The sequence below is a fragment of the Ralstonia sp. ASV6 genome (assembly GCF_016429285.1).
GTDB classification, from domain to species: Bacteria; Pseudomonadota; Gammaproteobacteria; order Burkholderiales; family Burkholderiaceae; genus Ralstonia; species Ralstonia flaminis.
Map to the genome: position 1 here is coordinate 64,406 of NZ_JAELUI010000003.1, position 19,716 is coordinate 84,121.

The 19,716-nt window shown below is 64.1% G+C and carries 19 protein-coding genes and 1 tRNA gene; 12 read left to right on the forward strand and 8 right to left on the reverse strand.

Annotated elements, in window-relative coordinates:
• Positions 1-68 precede the first annotated feature (68 nt).
• The 3 genes from JHD73_RS01105 to JHD73_RS01115 all read left to right on the forward strand — a co-directional run bounded on the left by JHD73_RS01105 (position 69) and on the right by JHD73_RS01115 (position 2,168).
• Positions 69-416 (forward strand): PsiF family protein, encoded by a 348-nt coding sequence (locus JHD73_RS01105; protein ID WP_199026778.1) that lies wholly within the window; start codon positions 69-71, stop codon positions 414-416.
• 106 nt (positions 417-522) lie between these two features.
• Positions 523-1,425 (forward strand): RNase adapter RapZ, encoded by a 903-nt coding sequence (rapZ, locus tag JHD73_RS01110; RefSeq protein ID WP_199026781.1) that lies wholly within the window; start codon positions 523-525, stop codon positions 1,423-1,425.
• 98 nt (positions 1,426-1,523) lie between these two features.
• Entirely contained in the window at positions 1,524-2,168 is a 645-nt protein-coding gene (locus JHD73_RS01115) for an LON peptidase substrate-binding domain-containing protein (RefSeq protein ID WP_199026784.1), read from the forward strand.
• Positions 2,169-2,190: 22 nt separating this feature from the next.
• Here the strand turns inward: JHD73_RS01115 and mutY are convergent, their stop codons facing one another.
• From mutY to mutM, 3 genes are all read right to left on the reverse strand, one after another.
• Positions 2,191-3,339, reverse strand: a complete 1,149-nt coding sequence (mutY, locus tag JHD73_RS01120) for an A/G-specific adenine glycosylase (protein ID WP_199026787.1) — start codon at positions 3,337-3,339, stop codon at positions 2,191-2,193.
• A gap of 111 nt (positions 3,340-3,450) precedes the next feature.
• Positions 3,451-5,394 carry a dynamin-like GTPase family protein gene (locus JHD73_RS01125; protein WP_199026791.1) on the reverse strand — a complete coding sequence of 648 codons (1,944 nt, stop codon included), beginning with the start codon at positions 5,392-5,394 and terminating at the stop codon, positions 3,451-3,453.
• A gap of 252 nt (positions 5,395-5,646) precedes the next feature.
• Positions 5,647-6,519, reverse strand: a complete 873-nt coding sequence (gene mutM, locus JHD73_RS01130; RefSeq protein ID WP_199026794.1) for a bifunctional DNA-formamidopyrimidine glycosylase/DNA-(apurinic or apyrimidinic site) lyase — start codon at positions 6,517-6,519, stop codon at positions 5,647-5,649.
• A gap of 100 nt (positions 6,520-6,619) precedes the next feature.
• On the opposite strand from mutM, the gene JHD73_RS01135 reads away from it, so the two are divergent.
• The 8 genes from JHD73_RS01135 to JHD73_RS01170 all read left to right on the forward strand — a co-directional run bounded on the left by JHD73_RS01135 (position 6,620) and on the right by JHD73_RS01170 (position 13,459).
• Entirely contained in the window at positions 6,620-8,557 is a 1,938-nt protein-coding gene (locus tag JHD73_RS01135; RefSeq protein WP_199026797.1) for a tetratricopeptide repeat protein, read from the forward strand.
• The gene (gene lolB / locus JHD73_RS01140) at positions 8,557-9,168 is read left to right on the forward strand and encodes a lipoprotein insertase outer membrane protein LolB (protein WP_199026799.1); all 612 of its coding nucleotides are present in this window, start codon (positions 8,557-8,559) and stop codon (positions 9,166-9,168) included. The genes JHD73_RS01135 and lolB overlap by 1 nt, the downstream gene beginning before the upstream one ends.
• An 18-nt stretch (positions 9,169-9,186) precedes the next feature.
• Positions 9,187-10,056, forward strand: a complete 870-nt coding sequence (gene ispE, locus JHD73_RS01145; protein WP_199026802.1) for a 4-(cytidine 5'-diphospho)-2-C-methyl-D-erythritol kinase — start codon at positions 9,187-9,189, stop codon at positions 10,054-10,056.
• 50 nt (positions 10,057-10,106) lie between these two features.
• Positions 10,107-10,183: transfer RNA gene (locus JHD73_RS01150), tRNA-Gln, on the forward strand.
• Between the two features lie 81 nt (positions 10,184-10,264).
• A complete protein-coding gene (locus tag JHD73_RS01155; protein ID WP_021196389.1) occupies positions 10,265-11,215 on the forward strand; it encodes a ribose-phosphate pyrophosphokinase in 951 nt (316 codons plus the stop codon).
• 152 nt (positions 11,216-11,367) lie between these two features.
• Positions 11,368-11,994: a 50S ribosomal protein L25/general stress protein Ctc gene (locus JHD73_RS01160; protein WP_199026806.1), complete on the forward strand. Its 627-nt coding sequence runs from the start codon at positions 11,368-11,370 to the stop codon at positions 11,992-11,994.
• Positions 11,995-12,185: 191 nt separating this feature from the next.
• The gene (gene pth, locus JHD73_RS01165) at positions 12,186-12,788 is read left to right on the forward strand and encodes an aminoacyl-tRNA hydrolase (RefSeq protein ID WP_199026809.1); all 603 of its coding nucleotides are present in this window, start codon (positions 12,186-12,188) and stop codon (positions 12,786-12,788) included.
• Positions 12,789-12,811: 23 nt separating this feature from the next.
• The gene (locus JHD73_RS01170) at positions 12,812-13,459 is read left to right on the forward strand and encodes a DUF4124 domain-containing protein (protein WP_199026812.1); all 648 of its coding nucleotides are present in this window, start codon (positions 12,812-12,814) and stop codon (positions 13,457-13,459) included.
• 61 nt (positions 13,460-13,520) lie between these two features.
• Here the strand turns inward: JHD73_RS01170 and JHD73_RS01175 are convergent, their stop codons facing one another.
• The 5 genes from JHD73_RS01175 to JHD73_RS01195 form a co-directional block, all read right to left on the reverse strand.
• A complete protein-coding gene (locus tag JHD73_RS01175; RefSeq protein WP_199026814.1) occupies positions 13,521-13,781 on the reverse strand; it encodes a YfhL family 4Fe-4S dicluster ferredoxin in 261 nt (86 codons plus the stop codon).
• A gap of 50 nt (positions 13,782-13,831) precedes the next feature.
• Positions 13,832-14,335 carry a pantetheine-phosphate adenylyltransferase gene (coaD, locus tag JHD73_RS01180; RefSeq protein ID WP_199026817.1) on the reverse strand — a complete coding sequence of 168 codons (504 nt, stop codon included), beginning with the start codon at positions 14,333-14,335 and terminating at the stop codon, positions 13,832-13,834.
• Between the two features lie 205 nt (positions 14,336-14,540).
• Positions 14,541-15,197, reverse strand: a complete 657-nt coding sequence (gene rsmD, locus JHD73_RS01185) for a 16S rRNA (guanine(966)-N(2))-methyltransferase RsmD (protein ID WP_199026820.1) — start codon at positions 15,195-15,197, stop codon at positions 14,541-14,543.
• 77 nt (positions 15,198-15,274) lie between these two features.
• Positions 15,275-16,618, reverse strand: a complete 1,344-nt coding sequence (locus JHD73_RS01190) for a pitrilysin family protein (protein WP_199026823.1) — start codon at positions 16,616-16,618, stop codon at positions 15,275-15,277.
• Complete coding sequence (locus tag JHD73_RS01195; protein ID WP_199026825.1) at positions 16,618-18,114, reverse strand: pitrilysin family protein; 1,497 nt, start codon at positions 18,112-18,114, stop codon at positions 16,618-16,620. The genes JHD73_RS01190 and JHD73_RS01195 overlap by 1 nt, the downstream gene beginning before the upstream one ends.
• A 59-nt stretch (positions 18,115-18,173) precedes the next feature.
• On the opposite strand from JHD73_RS01195, the gene ftsY reads away from it, so the two are divergent.
• Positions 18,174-19,364 (forward strand): signal recognition particle-docking protein FtsY, encoded by a 1,191-nt coding sequence (gene ftsY / locus JHD73_RS01200; protein ID WP_199026828.1) that lies wholly within the window; start codon positions 18,174-18,176, stop codon positions 19,362-19,364.
• Positions 19,365-19,716 lie beyond the last annotated feature (352 nt).

Sequence of the window (19,716 nt, forward strand, 5' to 3'; positions counted from 1 at the left end):
GGCGTTCATCGCGAGCGCGGCGGCTTGTCTGCCCCGCTCTTCTGACGGTACCCAAGGAGAACACGACGATGAAACAACTGATTGCCGCTTGCGCCCTGGCGCTCCCGTTCCTGGCTGGCCAGGCTTTCGCCCAAGGTAGCGCACCGGCCGCTGCTGCACCGGCCGCAACCGCAGCCGCCCCGGCAGCCAAGAATTCGCAGCAAGAGAAGATGGCCGCCTGCTCCAAGGCCAACAAGGGTAAGAAGGGCGCCGACTACAAGAAGGCCCAGAGCGATTGCCTGTCCGGCAAGACCGATGCTGCCCCGGCGGCCGCCCCGATGACCCAGCAGGAAAAAATGGCCGCCTGCTCCAAGGCCAACAAGGGCAAGAAGGGCGATGAGTACAAGAAGGCCCAGAGCGACTGCCTCAAGGGCTGAGAACCGCAGCTGAGCATCGGCTTAGCGCAGTGCCAGAAAGGCGGCCACCCAGGCCGCCTTTTTGTTTGGTCGCTGGTTTGCCACAGAGGGATGCTATCCTCGCGGCATGCGGATCATTCTCATCACCGGTGTTTCGGGTTCAGGGAAATCGGTCGCCCTGAACGTGCTCGAAGACGCAGGCTACTACTGCGTCGACAACCTGCCCGCGCAGTTCATTCCCGAACTGGCGCGCTATCTGGCGGACCAGGGCTACACGCACCTGGGCGTTGCCACCGACATCCGCAGCCGCGAATCGCTGCGCAAGGTGCCCGAGACCATCACGACGCTGCGCAAGGAACACGACGTGCGCATGCTGTTCCTGACCGCCAGCACAAATGCGCTGGTGCAGCGGTACTCCGAAACACGCCGCCGCCACCCACTCTCCATCCGCAACGGTCGCCCCGCATCTGCGCATGCGAGCGCCGAACCGCCGCAAGCACCGAAAGGCGCCGACACGTCGCTCATCGAAGCCATCGAGATGGAGCGCGAGCTGCTCAGCCCGCTGGCCGACCCGGCACACCGCATCGATACCAGTACGCTGCGCACCAACGCCCTGCGCGCGTACATCAAGGAATTCATCAGTGACGAGCCGCACGACATCACGCTGATGTTCGAATCGTTCGGCTTCAAGCACGGAGTACCGACGGATGCAGACCTCGTCTTCGACGTGCGCTCGCTGCCCAATCCCTACTACGACACGCAGTTGCGCCCGCTGACCGGCCGCGACCAACCCGTCATCGATTTCCTGCAAAGCCAGCCGATGGTGCTGGCGATGGCCGAAGACATCCGCGCGTACGTCGAAAAGTGGCTGCCGAGTTTCATTGCCGACAACCGCAGCTACCTGACGGTGGCGATCGGCTGCACGGGGGGCCAGCATCGCTCGGTGTATATCGCCGAGCGGCTCGCCACGTACTTCCGCGCGCATGGTAATGTGTTGGTGCGCCACCGCGAATTGGCCGTAGAGGGCTGAACCGCGCGCCATGCGCGCCGAGCCGGTCCGGCAGGATGCACGGATACGGCTTGCGCGGCGCCATGCGAAAGTCTTGCCGCCGTCTGCTCCAACCGTTCATGCAAGAAGACATCGCTCTCTCGCCGCTGCCGCCGCTGCCCACCGAACTGCCGCTGTTTCCGCTGCACACGGTGCTGTTTCCCGGCGGTCTTCTCCCGCTGCGTATTTTCGAAGCCCGCTACATGGACATGGTCCGCACCTGCCTGCGCGACCAGACCCCCTTCGGCGTCTGCCTGATCGAGCGCGGCAATGAAGTTGCCACAGCAGATGCGCCGACCGAGCCGGTGGATGTCGGCTGCATTGCCCACATCGTCGAATGCGACATGGAGCAACTGGGCCTGCTGATGATCAAGGTGCGCGGCACGCAGCGCTTCAAGGTGCTGTCATTCGAGACCACCGCCAACGGCCTGATGCGCGGCACGGTGGAGCCCATCGGCGCCGACGTGCAGGACTGCAAGGGCGAGCTTTTCGACGATTGCGTGAACGCCCTGCGCCGCATCGTCACGACCTTGAGCACGCGCGAAGACGGCCAGGTGCTGATGGCCGAACCATACGAGTGGAACAGCCCAAGCTGGGTCGCCAACCGGCTGTGTGAACTGCTGCCGGTGCCGCTCAAGGCCAAGCAGAAGCTGATGGAACTGATGGATGCCGGCATGCGCATCGAGATCGTCCATCGCTACATGAAGCAGCATCACATTCTTTGATGCCGCACCGGCCAGGTGAGGCTTAGACCAAGCTCGGCTGCACCAAGGTCTCCAGCGCCAATTTCACGGGCGCGGGCAATCCCACCGAACTCAATTGCGCAAGCGGCACCCAGCGCCAGTCATCGTCGAGCGCCGCTGGCTTGGTGATGTTCGCGCGCAGCAGGTGCATGTGCAGACGGAAATGCGTAAAGGTGTGCGTGAGCGCACCAGCAGCTTCCACATCTGAGACGGTGCCGTACGCCCGCGCGGCCTGGCGCACGGTATCCGCATCCAACGGATGCGCGTCGAGCGCATCGTCCATGTCTCCCACCAACGGCAGCGACCACAGCCCGCCCCAGATACCGCGTTGTGGACGTCGCTGCAGCAAGACGGTGTCGGCATGCAACGCGATCACCAATGTGGCGGCACGCTCCGGAATCGCCTTGCGCGGACGCGGCACAGGCAACGCCATCACCCGGTCGGTGCTGCGCGCCTCGCACAACGATTCGAGCGGACACGCACGCTCGCCTGTCAGACACGCGGGCTTGCCACGCGTGCAGACGGTGGCCCCCATATCCATCAACCCCTGCGTGTACGGCTGAATGCCGTCGGCAGGCGGCAGCACGGCTTCGGCGATCCGCCACATGGTGTCTTCGACACGCTTGTCGCCAGGAAAGCCGTCGATGCCGAACACCCGCGCGAAGACGCGCTTGACGTTGCCATCGAGAATGGCCGCGCGCACGCCATACGAAAACGCAGCGATGGCCGCAGCGGTCGAGCGCCCAATCCCCGGTAGCGACGCCAGCACCTCAGGGTCGCGCGGGAAGACGCCGCCATGCTCCGCCACGACGATCTGTGCGCAGCGATGCAGATTGCGCGCACGCGTGTAGTAGCCCAGGCCGGCCCATGCGGCCATCACGTCGTCGGCCGGTGCTGCAGCCAGGGCCAGCACGGTCGGAAAACGTTCGATAAAGCGCGCGTAGTAGCCGAGTACGGCGCTCACCTGCGTCTGCTGCAGCATGATCTCCGACAGCCACGTGCGATACGCATCGCCAGTGTTCTGCCACGGCAGATGATGGCGGCCATGACGCTGCTGCCAGGCGATCACGCGCACGGCAAAATCGTCGGGGAGCGAGGGCAAGGCGGGGGCAGGTTGCGCGGGTCGGCGCGTGCGGCGTGGGGTGGCGGTCATGCGTGTGATGAAGAAGCGGCGCACGGAAGATGCGCGCTGGCGGCGATCCTACCAGAACGAAAAAGGCGCTCGCAGGCGCCTTTTCATGAGCAACGTTGGCCGACAATCACATCAGGCCGCGACTGAGTGCCGCTCCAGGAGCGTCCCAGCCGCAAGGATGCGATCGGTGTACTGGGCAATCGTGCCGCTGCGCTCATCCAGCGTGTTGAGCAGCGCTTCAAGTTCAGCGATGCGCGCTTCCAGCGTATCGGTGGCCTCGTGGATGCGCTCGATCGAATCCACACGCTTGCGCAGTTGCTTCTGGTGATCGCGCACCTGCGCTTCCAGCGGCGTCATGACCGACTTCAGCCAGATCTCGATATCACGGTTCATGTCCTGGAAGGTATCCAGCACGCGGCTGGCCACCGTCGAGAACGCGCCGTGCACGAGCTGCGGCTTCGGACGCGTCAGGAAGCTGAACGCGCCAAAGTGGTTGTGCGCGAGCATCAGCGTCTCTTTCAGATCGGCGTCGTAGCGCGTGCCCAGGAAGCGCAGCGGCGGCGACAGCGTGAAGCCGTGCTCGGCGTTGAACTTCTTGTACATGCCGTCGACCATCTGGTGCAGTTGGTCGATGCGGTTGGCGGCGTCGCGCACCAGGCCGGTCAGGTGACCGAACAGCTTGTCCATGTCGTCGCGCAGGCCGCGCGAGAACACGCGCTCCTTCATCTTCTCGCGCGCTTCGCGCATGGTCGTGCGGATCTGCTTGAGCTGCACGCTCTTGATGATCTCTGCGCTATGGCGGCCGAACACCGTGCGCAGCGCCTGGAACTTGGCGATGCTCTGCTCGAACTCTTCCTTCTCGCCCTGCACACGCATCAGCATGTGCTTGACCATCGTGTGGTTCTTGCCGCGCAGGCCGCGCAGTTCGAACAGCTGCTCGACGATGTCGCGGCGGCGCATCTGCAGCAGTTGCTGCGCGCCGGCGGCCATGTCCTTCACCGCCAGCTGCACCTGCTCGGTGACAATCTCCCGACGCTGCGGAATCAGTTGATCCGACAGCACCGACTCCAGCTCCGGCAGCCGGCTCTTGGCCAGCAGTTCGTGGTCATGGCTGACCTTGGCCAGCAGGCCCTTCTGCGCCGACACCGGATACACGCGCTCGACATCGATATCGAGCACCTGCGCCGTGGTCATGATCTGGCGGCTGACTTCGTTCTCAACTTCCTGCTCGGTTTTGAGCGGGTCCCACAGGCCGTCGACCTTGTTGAGCACGGCGATGCAGCCCTTGCGCTGACCACCGCCCACGTGCGAGCGCCACAGTTCCAAATCGCTCTTGGTCACGCCGGCATCGGCCGCCAGCACAAACACGACGACATGCGCATCCGGAATCAGGCGCAGCGTCAGCTCAGGCTCAGTACCGATGGCGTTCAGGCCCGGCGTATCCAGGATCACCAGACCCTGCTTGAGCATCGGGTGCGGGAAATTGATGATCGCGTGGCGCCACTTCGACACTTCCACCGTACCGGCGGCATCCACCGAGAACGCGGCATCCGGATCGGCATCGTTGAAGAGGCCGAGCTGCTCAGCCTCTTCCTTGGGCACGCGCACGGTTTCCACCACGTGGCGGAACGCTTCGAGCATGCCCTCGGGCGACGACGGATCGAGCGGCACCGACAGCCAGTGACTGCCGGCATCTCGGAAGTCAGCGGTCGAGGCGTCATGCAGACGCGTCTCGATCGGCAGCAGTCGAATCGACGGCGGGTAGCTTTCGTCGTACATCAGCTCGGTCGGACACATCGTGGTCCGGCCCGCTGACGACGGCAGAATGCGGCGGCCAAAATCTGCAAAGAAAATGGCGTTGATCAGTTCGCTTTTGCCGCGAGAGAACTCGGCAATGAAAGCGACCTTGAGCTTGTCGCTGCGCAGAACGCCGCGAATGCGTTGCGCGCGCATGTCGGCCTGGGCGTCGTACAGCTCCTGATCTTGCAGCCAGTCCTGGAATTCTCCTACCGACTGCAGGACCGAAGCGCGCCAGGTACCGTACTGCTCGAACTGTGTGCTCAGTGTGTTATTCATCGTTCTGTCTTATTTTGTGCGCGCCCCGACATGCAAAATGCACGCGCCCCCTCGGCATTGCTGTTACCGCCCATTACGGCACAGAAATGCACAAATTTAGGTGGAACGATACAGGGAACCGACAGGTTCCGGGAGAACTTTCCGCCGACTTGTCTGGGCCGGACAGCCAAGTGTTGCGGGATGCCATCGACCGCCCGTCACCCCCCTTCGAAAACCTTGCGAAATGACGGGCAAATCGCTCCGAAAGCCGCCTCAGCGCTGGCAGGTCGGGCAATAGAACGTGGAGCGCTGACCCTGGACAATCTGGCGGATCGGCGTACCGCACACGCGGCATGGCAGACCGGCCCGGTCGTACACGAACGCGTCAAGCTGGAAATACCCGCTCTGGCCATCCGAACCGACGAAATCGCGCAGTGTGCTGCCACCCCGGGCGATGGCGTCAGCCAGCGTGGCGCGAACGGCCTCAGCCAGCGCGGCGTAGCGCGGCCGGCTGATGCGCCCGGCTGCCGTGGTGGGCCGGATGCCGGCCCGAAACAGGCTTTCCGAGCAGTAGATGTTGCCCACGCCGACCACGATATCGCCCGCCAGCAGTGCCGATTTGATGGCGACGGTGCGCCCGCGTGTGCGGGTGTACATCCAATCGCCGCCGAAACGCGCATCGAAAGGTTCGATGCCGAGGTTGCGCAGCAAAGGGTGGTCGGGCAGGCCGGCCCCATCCACTTCCTTGCCCGCGTGCCAGAGCACGGCGCCGAAACGGCGCGGATCGCGATAGCGCAGCGTGATCGGCACGCCGGCTGCGTCGACGAGTTCAAGGTCCACGTGATCGTGCGGGCCGGGTGAAACCGGGGTCTCCAGTACGCGCAGCGTGCCGGTCATGCCGAGGTGGATCAGCAGCCAGCCGCCGCCGGTATCGGCGTGGCCTGCGTCGGGCATGCATTCGATCAGCAGATACTTGCCACGGCGCAACAGGCGCGTGACGGTCAGGCCGGCGAGCAACGCTGGCAAGGCAGGATCGACCGGCCAGCGCAGCCCGTGATGGCGCACCACCGCGCGCACAATACGCCGCCCCGTAATATGCGGTAGCAAACCCAGGCGGGTGACTTCCACCTCTGGCAACTCAGGCATCGAACCTCCGTCGCATGTGCTGCTCCAACCTTTTTTACGATGCGGGCGATTGTAGCGGTCAGGCTACAATGCCCTGAACCCCATCCGGAGCTTCAAGACCATGCCCCACGCTTTCTCCCGTTCGCCAGCGATGCAACGCCCGCGGCGATTTCCGCGCAGCCGAGCGATCCTGCTCGCCTCGCTGATTGCGGGAGGGCTGGCGGGTCTGCCGGCATGGGCGGCACACCCAACCACCGCAGCCCCGCTGATCGCCCAGGCAGCGCAGGAAGGCGGCACCGGCAACCGCCCAACCATCACGCTCGAGCGCTCGCGCCCGCGTGGCGGCCTGCTGAATTCGGAGCGCACCGATCTGCCTTCGATCGCACTCGATCAGGACATCATGTACCGCGTGCTGGCGTCGGAGATTTCGCTGCAGCGCGGGCTGGTCGAGCCGGCATACCGCACCTATCTGGATCTCGCGCAAGACACGCGCGACCCGCGCTTCGCCCAGCGCGCCACCGAGATCGCCTTCCTGACCCGCTCACCCGCGCAGGCGCTAACCGCCTCGCGGCTGTGGGTCGAACTGTCGCCGACCTCCATGCCAGCACGCCAGGTGCAGCAGCTTCTGCTGGTGGCCACGGGCAAGTGGTCGGAAGTCGAGCCGATGCTGCAGGCGCAGCTGAACAAGGTTTCTCCCGGTCAACGCGCCGACGCCATCCTGCAACTGCAGCAGCAGATGTCCAAGAGCACCGACCCGGCCGGCGCGGTAGCGGCGCTGCAGCGCATCGCCTCGCACGACATGCAGCGCCCCGAGACGCACTTGGCCCTGGCTCGCGCCAAGGTCGTCGCCAAGGATGTGCCCGGCGCGTTGGCCGAACTGGACACCGCCCTCAAGCTGCGCCCCGGCTATGAAGACGCCGCCATCCTGGCCGCTGAGCTGCGCGCCGACGACGACCCTGATGCCGCCATTGCCGGCCTGCGCACTTTCCTGAAGGCCGCGCCCGCTTCAATCGACGGCCATCTGGCGCTCGCCCGCATGTACCTTGTGCGCGATCAGCAAGACAAGGCCCGCGGCGAATTCGAGGCACTCAAGAAGATCGCCCCCAACGATGCGCGCATCACGCTGGCACTCGGCCTGCTGACACTGCAACAGCGCCAGTACGACGCCGCCGAGCGCTACCTGAAGGAATACGTCGCAGCAACGGCCAAGTCGCCCACGCTGAGCCCCGAACCCGGCTACCAGGGCCTCGCCCAGCTCGCCGAAGAAAAGCACGACTACGCCGGCGCGCTGGCCTGGGTCGACAAGATCACCGGCTCGGCCAACGGCGACGCCGACGGCCAGACCGCGCTGGCAGCCGGCATCAAGCGCGGCCAGTTGCTCGGCAAGCTGCGCCGTATCGACGAAGCCCAACAGGCCTTCGACGAACTCGTTGCCGATTCGGAAGACATTCCCGATGGTCCGCGCCGCCAGGCCCTGATGGATGGCATCCGCCAGGCTGAAATCGGTATGCTGATGGACGCCAAGGCCTTCGGCCGTGCCCGCGCACGCGTCAACGAACTCTTGGCGAACGACCCGGACAACGTCGAATACACGTACCAGCTGGCAATGCTCGAAGAGCACGACGGCCACTACGACAACATGGAAACGCTGCTGCGCAAGGTGATCGACCTGCGCCCCGGTCAAGCCATCGGCTACAACGCGCTCGGTTACTCGCTGGCGGATCGCAACGTGCGCCTGCAGGAAGCGCAGGAGTTGCTGGAGAAAGCCGTTTCGCTGGCCCCGGGCGATCCCTACATCGCCGATAGTCTGGGCTGGGTCAAATACCGCCGCGGCGATCTGCCGGCAGCCACCGACATCCTGCGCAAGGCATGGAGTTCCGCGCCGCAAGCCGAGATTGGTGCCCACCTGGGTGAAGTGCTGTGGCAATCGGGCAAGCAGGACGACGCGCGCAAGATCTGGACGGAAGCCACCAAGCTCGACATCAACGACAACACCCTGCGCGACACGCTGCGCCGCTTCGGCCAGCCGATTCCCGACGTTCCCGTGAGCGCGAACTGATGACGCTGCAGTTTTCCCGCGCGCTCGGCGCATTGGTGCTGGGCGTCAGTTGTGTGGTATTTGCAGGCTGCGCAAGCGTGCGCCCAGCCAACGACCTGTTCGCCGACTCACAAGACAACGACACCACCATCACCCGCTACCAGGGCCGCTTCTCTGCCCGCTACACGCAAGGCAACGCGGAGCAAAGCGCGGTGGGCAGCTTCCTGTGGCGCGAGCGCGGCACCGATGTGCAGCTTGAGTTGATGTCCCCACTGGGCCAGACGCTGGCGGTGGTCAGCCAGAGCAATCAGGGCGCCACGCTTGAATTGCCCAACCAGCCACCGCGTCGCGCGCCCGAAGTCGACACGCTGATGCAGGATGCACTCGGCTTCTCGCTGCCCGTATCCGGCCTGCGCGACTGGCTGCGTGCCCGCCCCGCCCCGGGCACGCCGGCTCGCGTGGCACGCGACGCGCAATCGCGGCCCGAAATCATCGAACAGAACGGCTGGACCGTGCACTACGTCGCCTGGACGGACGACACCTCCGCCGATGCGCACATCCGCCGGCTCGATCTTGATCGTTCGCAGGGCGCCAACGGGCCGCTCACGGTGCGGCTTGTACTGGACCAGTAACGTCGTCATCGCCTCACCATGACCTCCGCACCCACCGAGCTGCGTGATTGCCCCGCGCCCGCCAAGCTCAACCTGTTCCTGCATGTGGTCGGCCGACGGCCCGACGGCTACCACCTGCTGCAGACGGTCTTCCAGCTCATCGACTGGTCCGACACGCTGCACTTCTCGCGACGCGCAGACGGCCGCCTCGCCCGCACCACCGATGTGCCCGGCGTGCCCGCCGATGAAGACCTCGTGATGCGCGCCGCACGCCTGCTGCAAGCGGAAACCGGTTGTACTTACGGCGCCGACATCGCCATCGAAAAACGCCTGCCGATGGGCGGCGGCATTGGTGGCGGCTCGTCCGACGCGGCCACCACGCTGCTCGCGCTCAACCATCTGTGGGGCCTCGATCTGCCGCGCACAACGTTGATGGCACTGGGCCTGAAGCTCGGCGCCGACGTACCCTTCTTCGTCTTCGGCCAGAACGCGTTTGCCGAGGGCATCGGTGAAGAACTCACGCCCGTCACGCTGCCGCCGGCGGCGTTCGTGGTGATCCATCCGCGCGTGCATGTGCCCACCCCTACAATTTTTTCCGATGAAGGGTTGACACGCGACACGCCACTCACCATAATTACGGACTTTCCTGACCAACAAATTGTTTTCGCTTACGGTCGCAACGATCTGCAAGCGGTGGCGGAAAGGAAATACGGCGAAATCGCCCGAGCACTTGCCTGGCTAAGACAGTTCAGCCCTCTGGCAAGAATGACCGGATCCGGCGCCTGCGTGTTTGCTCCGTTCGATAACGTTGAGCATGCGCAAGCGGTGGCGGATCAGGTGCCTTCCGAGTGGGAAGGTCGATGTGCGGCAGGTCTGACGCATCATCCGCTCGCAAGATTTGCTGTGTAAGGTTTGCAGTTATTGCTTCTGCAATGGAAGCAGTAACCGATCGGTTGTGTAGGGGCGTCGCCAAGCTGGTTAAGGCACCGGATTTTGATTCCGGCATGCGTAGGTTCGAATCCTTCCGCCCCTGCCATTTCTTCCTTATGTTTCCAGCAATAGCCCGGTTGGTGCTTCATCCAACCGGCGCGTCTGAAGTCGAAAAACAGGTGCCCCGATGAGCAGCGAAGGCTTGATGGTTTTTACCGGCAACGCCAACCCGAAACTCGCCGAAGCTGTCGTCAAACACCTAGGCATCCCGCTCGGCAAGGCCCTCGTCGGCCGATTCTCCGATGGTGAAGTTCAGGTCGAGATCCAGGAGAACGTGCGCGGCAAGCACGTGTTCATCCTGCAATCCACCTGCGCCCCGACCAACGATAACCTGATGGAACTGATGGTGATGGTCGATGCGCTCAAGCGCGCGTCCGCCCGCCGGATCACGGCTGCCATCCCCTACTTCGGCTATGCCCGCCAGGATCGCCGCCCGCGTTCGGCGCGTGTGGCCATCACGGCCAAGGTCGTGGCCAACATGCTGGAAGTCGCCGGCGTCGAGCGCGTGCTGACGATGGACCTCCACGCTGACCAAATCCAAGGCTTCTTCGATATCCCGGTCGACAACATCTACGCGTCGCCTGTTCTGCTCGAAGACCTGCGCAAGAAAAACTACAGCGACCTGCTGGTCGTGTCGCCGGACGTTGGCGGCGTGGTGCGCGCCCGTGCGCTCGCCAAGCAACTCAACACCGACCTCGCCATCATCGACAAGCGTCGCCCGAAGGCCAACGTGGCCGAGGTGATGAACATCATCGGTGAAGTCGAAGGCCGCAACTGCGTGATCATGGACGACATGATCGACACTGGCGGCACGCTGTGCAAAGCCGCGCAGGTGCTCAAGGAACGTGGTGCCAAGCAGGTGTTCTCGTACTGCACGCACCCGGTGCTGTCAGGTGGCGCAGCCGCCCGCATCGCAGATTCCGCGCTCGACGAAGTGGTCGTGACCGACACCATCCCGCTGCGCGAAGACGCCATCAAGTGCGGCAAGATTCGCCAGCTCTCGACCGCCCCGCTGCTGGCCGAGACCTTCACCCGCATCGTACGCGGCGATTCGATCATGTCGCTGTTTGCTGAATAATTCAGCAAATATACGGGTCCCTGTTATAATTCAAGGCTTTACTGCAGAAAACGTCGACTAGACGGCACTTCTGTGGTGTCTGCGGGGCGCAATATGGCGCCCCGTTCACCAGACGGCTTGGTCGCGAGTCGTCTTTTTCGTTTGGAGCAATCATGAAAGTTGTCGCTTTCGAGCGTAGCGTTCAGGGCACTGGTGCGAGCCGCCGCCTGCGCAACGCCGGCAAGACCCCGGGCATCATCTACGGCGGTGAAGCCGATCCGAAGATGATCGAACTCGATCACAATGCGCTGTACCACGCGCTGAAGAAGGAAGCCTTCCACTCGTCGATCCTCGATATCGAAGTGGCTGGCAAGGTGGAAAAGGCGCTGCTGCGCGATTTCCAGCTGCACCCGTTCAAGCAACTGGTTCTGCACGTTGATTTCCAACGCGTGTCGGCCAAGGAAAAGATCCACGTCAAGGTGCCGCTGCACTTCCTGAACCAGGAATCCGCACCGGGCGTGAAGCTGGGCCACGGCATCGTGAACCACATCCTGAACGACGTTGAAGTGTCGTGCCTGCCGGCCGACCTGCCGGAGTTCATCGAAGTGGATCTGGGCGCTCTGGAAATCGGCCAGACTCTGCACATCTCCGACCTGAAGCTGCCGAAGGGCGTGTCCATCCTCACTCACGGTGGCGATGAGAACCCGGCTGTGGCTAACATCAGCGTGCCGGCTGGCGAGAAGTCCGCCGCTGCCGAAGAAGGCGCTGCTGCTGCAGGCGAAGACAAGCCGGCCGCCTAAGGTTGCCGCACCGTCGTGCTTTCGGGCACGACACGAAAAAGCCCGCCGAGCTGGTCTCGCCGGGCTTTTTTTTCTGCCTGAGTTTCCGCATCCAAGCCGCCCCGTGTCCATGCCGTGAATCCAGTGGGCGAAAGCGGCTATGCTTGTACGGTCAAGGGGCGCATCCCTCACCCCACCCTGGTATCCATCGCATGATCAAACTCATCGTCGGGCTCGGCAATCCGGGCGCCGAATACGCAGCCACGCGGCACAATGCCGGCTTCTGGCTGGTCGACCAGCTCGCACGCATCGGCAACGTGACCTTGCGCAACGAGACGCGCTTCCACGGCTATGCTGCACGCGCCAACCTGTGGGGCAACGAGGTGTGGCTGCTGCAGCCGCAGACCTTCATGAACCGCTCGGGCCTCTCGACCGTGGCACTGGCGCGCTTCTACAAGGTAATGCCCGACGAGATCCTGGTTGCGCACGACGAACTTGATCTGCCGCCCGGTGCGGTCAAGCTCAAGCTTGGTGGAGGCTCGGGTGGTCATAACGGGCTGAAGGACATTGCCGCGCATCTGACCACGCAGCAGTTCTGGCGCCTGCGCTTGGGCATCGGCCATCCGCGCAACCTGCTGCCGCCGGGCACGGCACCGTCAGGCCAGCATGATGTGGCCAACTTCGTGCTCAAGGCCCCGCGCAAGGAAGAACAGGATCTGATTGACCGCGCCATCGACCGCAGCCTGGACGCGCTGCCCGATCTGATTGCCGGTCATGCCGAGAAATCCATGATGCGCCTGCACACCGCAGGCTGATGCACTCACACTAGGATATCGCCATGAAACCGTTCACCATGCTCAGCTCACGCGCCGCCGCGCTGGCGGGCTTGGCGCTCGGCCTGCTGCTGGCAGCACCAGCGCAGGCGCAGGTCTATCGCTGTAGTGAGAATGGCCAGACAGCGTATTCCGACCGCCCCTGCGGCACACGTGCAAAAGAGATACCGCTGATCGACAACACGCCGAGTGCCGCAGACCAGAAAGCCGCTCGGGAGCGCGCCTCTGCTGAGGCGGCCGAAGTGCGTGAGATGGAAACCTCGCGCCGCAAGACACAAGCCGCCGAGGATGCTCGCCAGGCACAGATCGCTGCGCAGGCCGCCGAACAGGCGCGCCGCGACCAACGGCAGAAGGTGGTGGTGGCGCAGGAAGGCGTGCGCTACTGCCATCGCGTCTACGTAGGGCCGATGCCGTACCCGATGCCCTATCCGACGCCGATGCCGGTGGTCAGCCCGCCGGTTACCGTCACGCCGGCGCCAGCCGCAGGTGCATTGCGCCAACCGAACGGCGGCACCAAACCGTTCGTGCAGGCGCCGGTTACTCCGACACCTGTCGTGCCGCGGCCACCACGGCCTCATCTGCCGCACTACCGCATCGTCTGCGAGCCGGGTTATGCGTATGAAGGCCCGGAGGATCTGCTGCCGATTCAGTAAGCAGTGCGCGAGCCGGCTCGCACCAATGAAAAGAGACGGCCTGAGCCGTCTCTTTTTTTGCTTACGCTGCGCGCGGGGCGGAGGTGAGCTGAATGTACTTCTGCATCAGCTGCTCTTGCGTCTCGGCATGGGTCGGGTCCTTGGGAATGCAGTCGACCGGGCACACCTGCTGGCATTGCGGCTCATCAAAGTGCCCGACGCACTCCGTACATTTGCCCGGGTCGATCACGTAGATCTCCGGGCCCATCGAAATTGCGTTGTTCGGGCACTCGGGCTCGCACACGTCGCAATTGATGCACTCATCAGTAATTATGAGCGCCATGATGCTTTCCTTGAAATGACCGGCGGGAAGGCTCCCGCCAACGTGCCATTTTATTCCGATTTGTCGGAGGCATCTGCCTTGCCCGTCTTCTCCTTGAGCCATTTCTCGACCGAGGGGAACACGAACTTGCTGACGTCGCCGCCAAGAATGGCGATCTCGCGCACGAAGGTACCCGAGATGAACTGGTATTGGTCCGACGGCGTGAGGAACATGGTTTCCACGTCCGGCAGCAGGTAGCGGTTCATGCCGGCCATCTGGAATTCGTACTCGAAGTCCGACACGGCACGCAGGCCCCGCACGATCACGCGCGCGCCGTTCTTGCGCACGAAATCCTTCAACAGGCCGGAAAACCCTTCGACCCGCACGTTCGGATAGTGGCCGAGCACCTCGCGGGCGATCTCGATGCGCTCTTCCAGCGCAAAGAACGGCCGCTTGTTCGGGCTCTGTGCCACGCCGACGATCAGCTCGTCGAAGATGTTGGACGCACGGCGGACGAGGTCTTCGTGGCCGCGCGTGAACGGATCGAAAGTGCCGGGATAAACCGCGATCACCATGGTTCCTCCACCAAGGGGAAAAGAGTATCCACCGGCGCGGCGTGGGACATTGCCGCGCCAATCTGCGTTTGGACACCGTTGCGTTATCGAGCGCGGCAAGTCCCGAGCCTGCCGCCCGCACGTTCCGGCTGCCTTTCGGCGACCTCACAATCAGACTGTAGCGAGGTGCCGCCAGATGCTCATGCACCGGAACGAGCGGCGTAGTTTAACCGTTTTTGCGCAGCAGCAAATGCGCATGCACCGCGCCGGCGCGCAGGTGCTTGTGCAGTGCCACATCGGACGGCAGTGGAATGCCTGCAGCATCGACCGCAGATTGTGAATCAGCACTCACATCCACCAGGGGCTGCGGCGCTTCTAGATAAATCACCCCGCCCGGCTTCACTACACGGATGGCCGCCTCCAACGCACGCAACGACCAATCCTGCGCAAATGGCGGGTCGATGAACACCGCGTCGAATGCACCGTCAGCCTGGCGCGCAAGCCATGCGAAAGCGTCCCCCGAGACGATGTCGACCATGTGCGCATCGAGCTTGTCGCGCACGGCGTGCAGCGCACGTACGGCGGGCGCATGGTTCTCAACCAGCGTCACGTGCGCCGCGCCACGCGAGGCTGCCTCGAGCCCAAGCGCACCGGTGCCGGCAAAGAGGTCGGCACAGCGCCAGCCGGTCAGGTCCTGGCCAAGCCAGTTGAAGACGGTTTCGCGGACGCGGTCGCTGGTCGGGCGCAGGCCGTCGGCGTCAACCACCGGCAGCGGTGTGCGCTTGTATTGCCCGCCGATGATGCGCACCTGCTGCGGCGCGCGCACATGCGACGTGGCGGTCTTGGCCTTGGGGCCCTTGGAACTGGAAGATCGGGATGCCATGGGCGCGATTGTAGTGCCAGCCAAAACAAAAACCGGCGGGAATACCGCCGGTTTTTTTCGGTTGAAGGTGCCGTGCGTCAGTTTGTCGCCGGGCCGCCCACCACAATGGTCGCCATGGTCTGCGGCTGCAGCACGCGCTGGAATGCCGTACACACCTGGTCGCGCGTGACGGCGGCAATGCGCTGCGTCCACGTATCCAGGTAGTCGAGCGGCAAGTTGTACCAGCCGATGTTGGCCACGTTGTCCAGCAGCTTGCGGTTACTGTCCAGGCGCAGCGGGAAGCCGTTGACGAGGTTGTCTTTCGCGGCCTTGAGCTCCGCGTCGGTCGGGCCGTCTGCGACGAACTTGGCGACGGTGTCGCGCACCACGGTCAGCGCTTCCTCGGTCTGGTCCTTGCGCGTCTGCAAAGCCAGCTCGAACGGGCCGGGCTGCGCGGCCGGCGCGAAGTAGCTGCCGATACTGTAGGTCAGGCCACGTTTCTCGCGCACCTCGTTGGTCAAGCGCGCGCTGAAGCCACCACCGCCCAGCACGTAGTTGCCGACCAGCAGCGGGAAGTAATCCTTGTCGCTACGCGAGATGCCAGGCTGGCCAACGATGATGGTGGCCTGCTGTGCCGGGTGCGGAATGCGGATCGTCTCGCCCTTGGGCAGCGGCATCTTCACGTCGGGCAGTGCCGGCGGCGCGGCGCCGTCGGCGGGCAGGCCCTGTGTGATCTGCACGGCGATGGCCTCGGCTTCCTGGCGGCTGATCGCGCCAATCAGCGTCACCACCGCGCGCTTGGCCGTGTAGTTAGCCTGGTAGTAGCGCACGATGTCGTCACGCGTGATGCTCTCCACCGTCTCCGGCGAGGCGGTCTGCCCATACGGATGCGTACCGTAGATGGCCGTACCAAACGCACGCTCGGCCAGCACGCCCGGCTTGGTCAGCGATTCACGGATGGACGCGACCAGGCGCTGCTTGTCGCGCGCGAGCACCGCGTCAGGAAAGGTCGGTGCGGAGACGATCTGCGTCATCAGCGCGATGGCGGGGCCGCGTTCAGCCGGATCGGACAGCGTGCGCAGGCGCAAGCTCGTGCGGTCACCGCCAGCGCCGCCGCCGAAGCTCGCCCCAACGTCGGCAAATGCATCGGCAATGGCCGCCTCATCGCGTGCAGGCGCGTTGGTCTGCGCGGCAACGCCCTTGTCGAGCATGCCGGCCGTCAGCGACGCCAGACCCACCTTGGCTGCGGGCTCGTAGCGTGAACCGGCATCCACATCGAGGTTGATGTCGAGCATCGGGATCGACGGGCTCGGCACGAAGAACACGCGTGCGCCGGTGGGGGCTGTCCAGTGTTCGATGGGCAACGCGGCCAAGGCGCTCTGCGCCGCAGCCGCAACAATGGCGACCAGCGCCGTCTTCAGGGTCAGGGACATGGCGCGCATCAACGCAGCCCTCCTTCTTCGCGCATGCCGGGAACAGGCTTGCGCGCCGGTTTGTTGGGATCGATCGGTTGCGGCAGCAACGTGGCCACGACGAGGTTGTCTTCACTGAAGTACGTCTTGGCAACCTGCTGGATCTGCGCCGACGTGACCGCCTTGATCTTCTCGAGCTGGCGGTCGATCGAACGCCACGACAGACCACTCATCTCGGTCATGCCGATCTCCATGCCCTGGCCGAACACCGAATCGCGCTTGTAGATCTGCCCGGCCACGACCTGCGCCTTGACGCGCTTGAGCTCGGCGTCGGTCACGCCTTCCTTGGCGATGCGGTCGATCTGCGCACGCAGGGCCTGCTCGATCTCGGCGGTGGTATGGCCATCAGCGGGGGTGCCGTCCATGATGAAGATCGACGGGCCACGATTCAGGCCGTCGTAGCCGGCGTTGACGTCATCGGCGATGCGTTTTTCGCCCTTGACGAGCTGGCTCGACAGGCGCGCATTGTCATACCCGTCGAGTACAGCGGAGAGCACTTCGAGCGCGTACGGGTCAACGTCCTTCTCCACATCCCTAAGCGCCGGTACCTTGTAAGCCAGCACCACGTACGGGTTCTCCGCCGGCGCCTTCACCCAGATGCGCTTCACGCCGATCTGTTTGGGCTCCTCCTGCGTGTAGCGGCGCGGCAGTGCGTGCGGCTTGAGCTTGCCGTAAGTGCGCTCCGCAAGGCGGAAGGCCTCATCGGGGTTCACATCCCCGGTGACGATCACGGTGACATTGTTGGGCGTGTACCAGGCGTGGTACCAATCCTGCGCGTCCTGCACGGTCATTGTGTCGAGATCGCCCGGCCAGCCGATGGTCGGGTTGCGATACGGCGCGGCATTGAACAGCACAGCGAGCATCTGCTCGTAGACAGTCGAACGGGCGGAGTCGTCGATGCGCATGCGGCGCTCTTCCTTCACCACGTTCATCTCCGGCTTGAACTCCTTGTCGGTGAGCTGGAGATTGGCCATGCGATCGGCTTCGAGCTTCATCACATCGCCCAGGTGCGACTTCTCGATCTGCTGGTAGTACATCGTGAAGTCGCGCGTGGTCATGGCGTTCTCGCGGCCACCCATGGCGGCCACGCGGCGGGAGAATTCGCCGGGGCCGATGTCCTTGGTGCCCTTGAACATCATGTGCTCAAGCATGTGGGCCACGCCGGTGGTGCCGTTGTGCTCGTCGATGCTGCCGGCGCGGTACCAGACCATGTGGGCCACGGTGGGCGCGCGGTGGTCTTCCTTGACGATCAGGCGCAGGCCATTGGAGAGCTTGTATTCGTGCGTATCGGACTGGCTGGCACCGACCCTGGCACCGGCAACAGCGGCCGCCGGGCGTACTGGCGCGGCTGCCAGTTCCTGCGCAGCAACGGGGCCGGCCAACAGGCCCGCCGCCAAGGCCATCGCGGCCAATTGCCAGGCACCCAACCGGGTCCGGCTTGAGACGTTTCGCATGGAAGAGCGCATAAGGGCCGTCTGATAAAATTCGACGCTTGATTCTAACGGCGAATAGACTGCCTTTTACGATGTTTAGTTTCTGGAAGAAGCGCAAGGCAGAGCCGCAACCGGCTGCCGAATCGACACCGGTGGCAACACCCGCTGCCGCCCCCGAAGCCGTTCAGGCCCCGATACCTGCCCCGGCTGCAATCCCCATCCCCGCGCCTGCACCCGCTGCGGTTGTCGCCCCCGTACCCGTACCGACCCCTGCGCCGGCCCCCGTGGCTGTGGCGGTACCGGACTCGCCCGCCGAGCCTGCCACGCTCGACATGCAGGCCGATGACATCGAAACCGTGCCGACGCCACAGGTGGTCGAGCAGGCCCGCAAGGGCTGGATGTCGCGCCTGCGCTCGGGCCTGTCGAAGACGAGCAAGAATCTGACGACGCTGTTCGTTGGCGTGAAGGTGGACGAGGCGCTGTTCGAAGAACTGGAAACCGCGCTCCTGCTGGCCGATGCCGGCGTCGACGCCACCGAATACCTGCTGGGCGAACTGCGCCGCCGCATCAAGGCCGAGCGCATCGAAACCGCCGAAGGCGTGAAGACCGCTCTGCGCGACCTGCTGGTCGAGCTGCTGCATCCGCTGGAAAAAACCATGGTGCTCGGCCGCGAGCAGCCGATGGTGATCATGATTGCGGGCGTCAACGGCGCCGGCAAGACCACCAGCATTGGCAAGCTGTGCAAGCACTTCCAGACCTATGGCCAATCCGTGCTGCTGGCTGCGGGCGATACGTTCCGCGCTGCGGCACGCGAGCAGCTCGTGGTCTGGGGCCAGCGCAACAACGTGACGGTGGTGGCACAGGAATCGGGCGATCCGGCCGCTGTGATCTTCGACGCCGTGAACGCAGCCCGCGCACGCGGCATCGACATCGTCATGGCCGATACCGCCGGCCGCCTGCCGACGCAGTTGCATCTGATGGAAGAGCTCAAGAAGGTGCGCCGCGTGACCGCCAAGGCCATGGCCACGGCACCGCACGAAACATTGCTGGTGATTGACGGCAACACGGGCCAGAACGCACTGGCGCAAGTGAAGGCGTTTGACGAAGCGCTGGGCCTCACGGGCCTGATCGTCACCAAGCTGGATGGCACCGCCAAGGGCGGCATCCTGGCCGCCATCGCGCGACAGCGGCCGGTGCCGGTGTACTTCATTGGCGTGGGGGAGCAGGTGGAAGACCTGCAACCGTTCTCCGCACGCGAATTTGCGGACGCGCTGTTGGGGTAAGCCCCTGTAAAACAGTGTCGTGCAAAAACGCCCTGACTTGCTCAGGGCGTTTGTATTTGTGCGCTCACGCATTGCGCATCGGATATCGCCTCGAAATAACGGGCCACATCGCGCACGGTTCTGCTTTCAACCGATATTGACTTTCTTGCCTACGCCATTCGGCAAAGATGGCGGGTGTTTCGTCCTTCATGCTTTAACGGAGACACCGCCATGCAAAACATCGGAGCGTATTCCCCACAAAGAAAGAGGTTGCCAGCCGCGCCTGAAGGATCGGCGACATGATCCGGTACTTCCTCGCGCGAGGCGACCGGGCCGGTAGCGCAACAATCGTGGAGGGACTGCCGAGCATCAC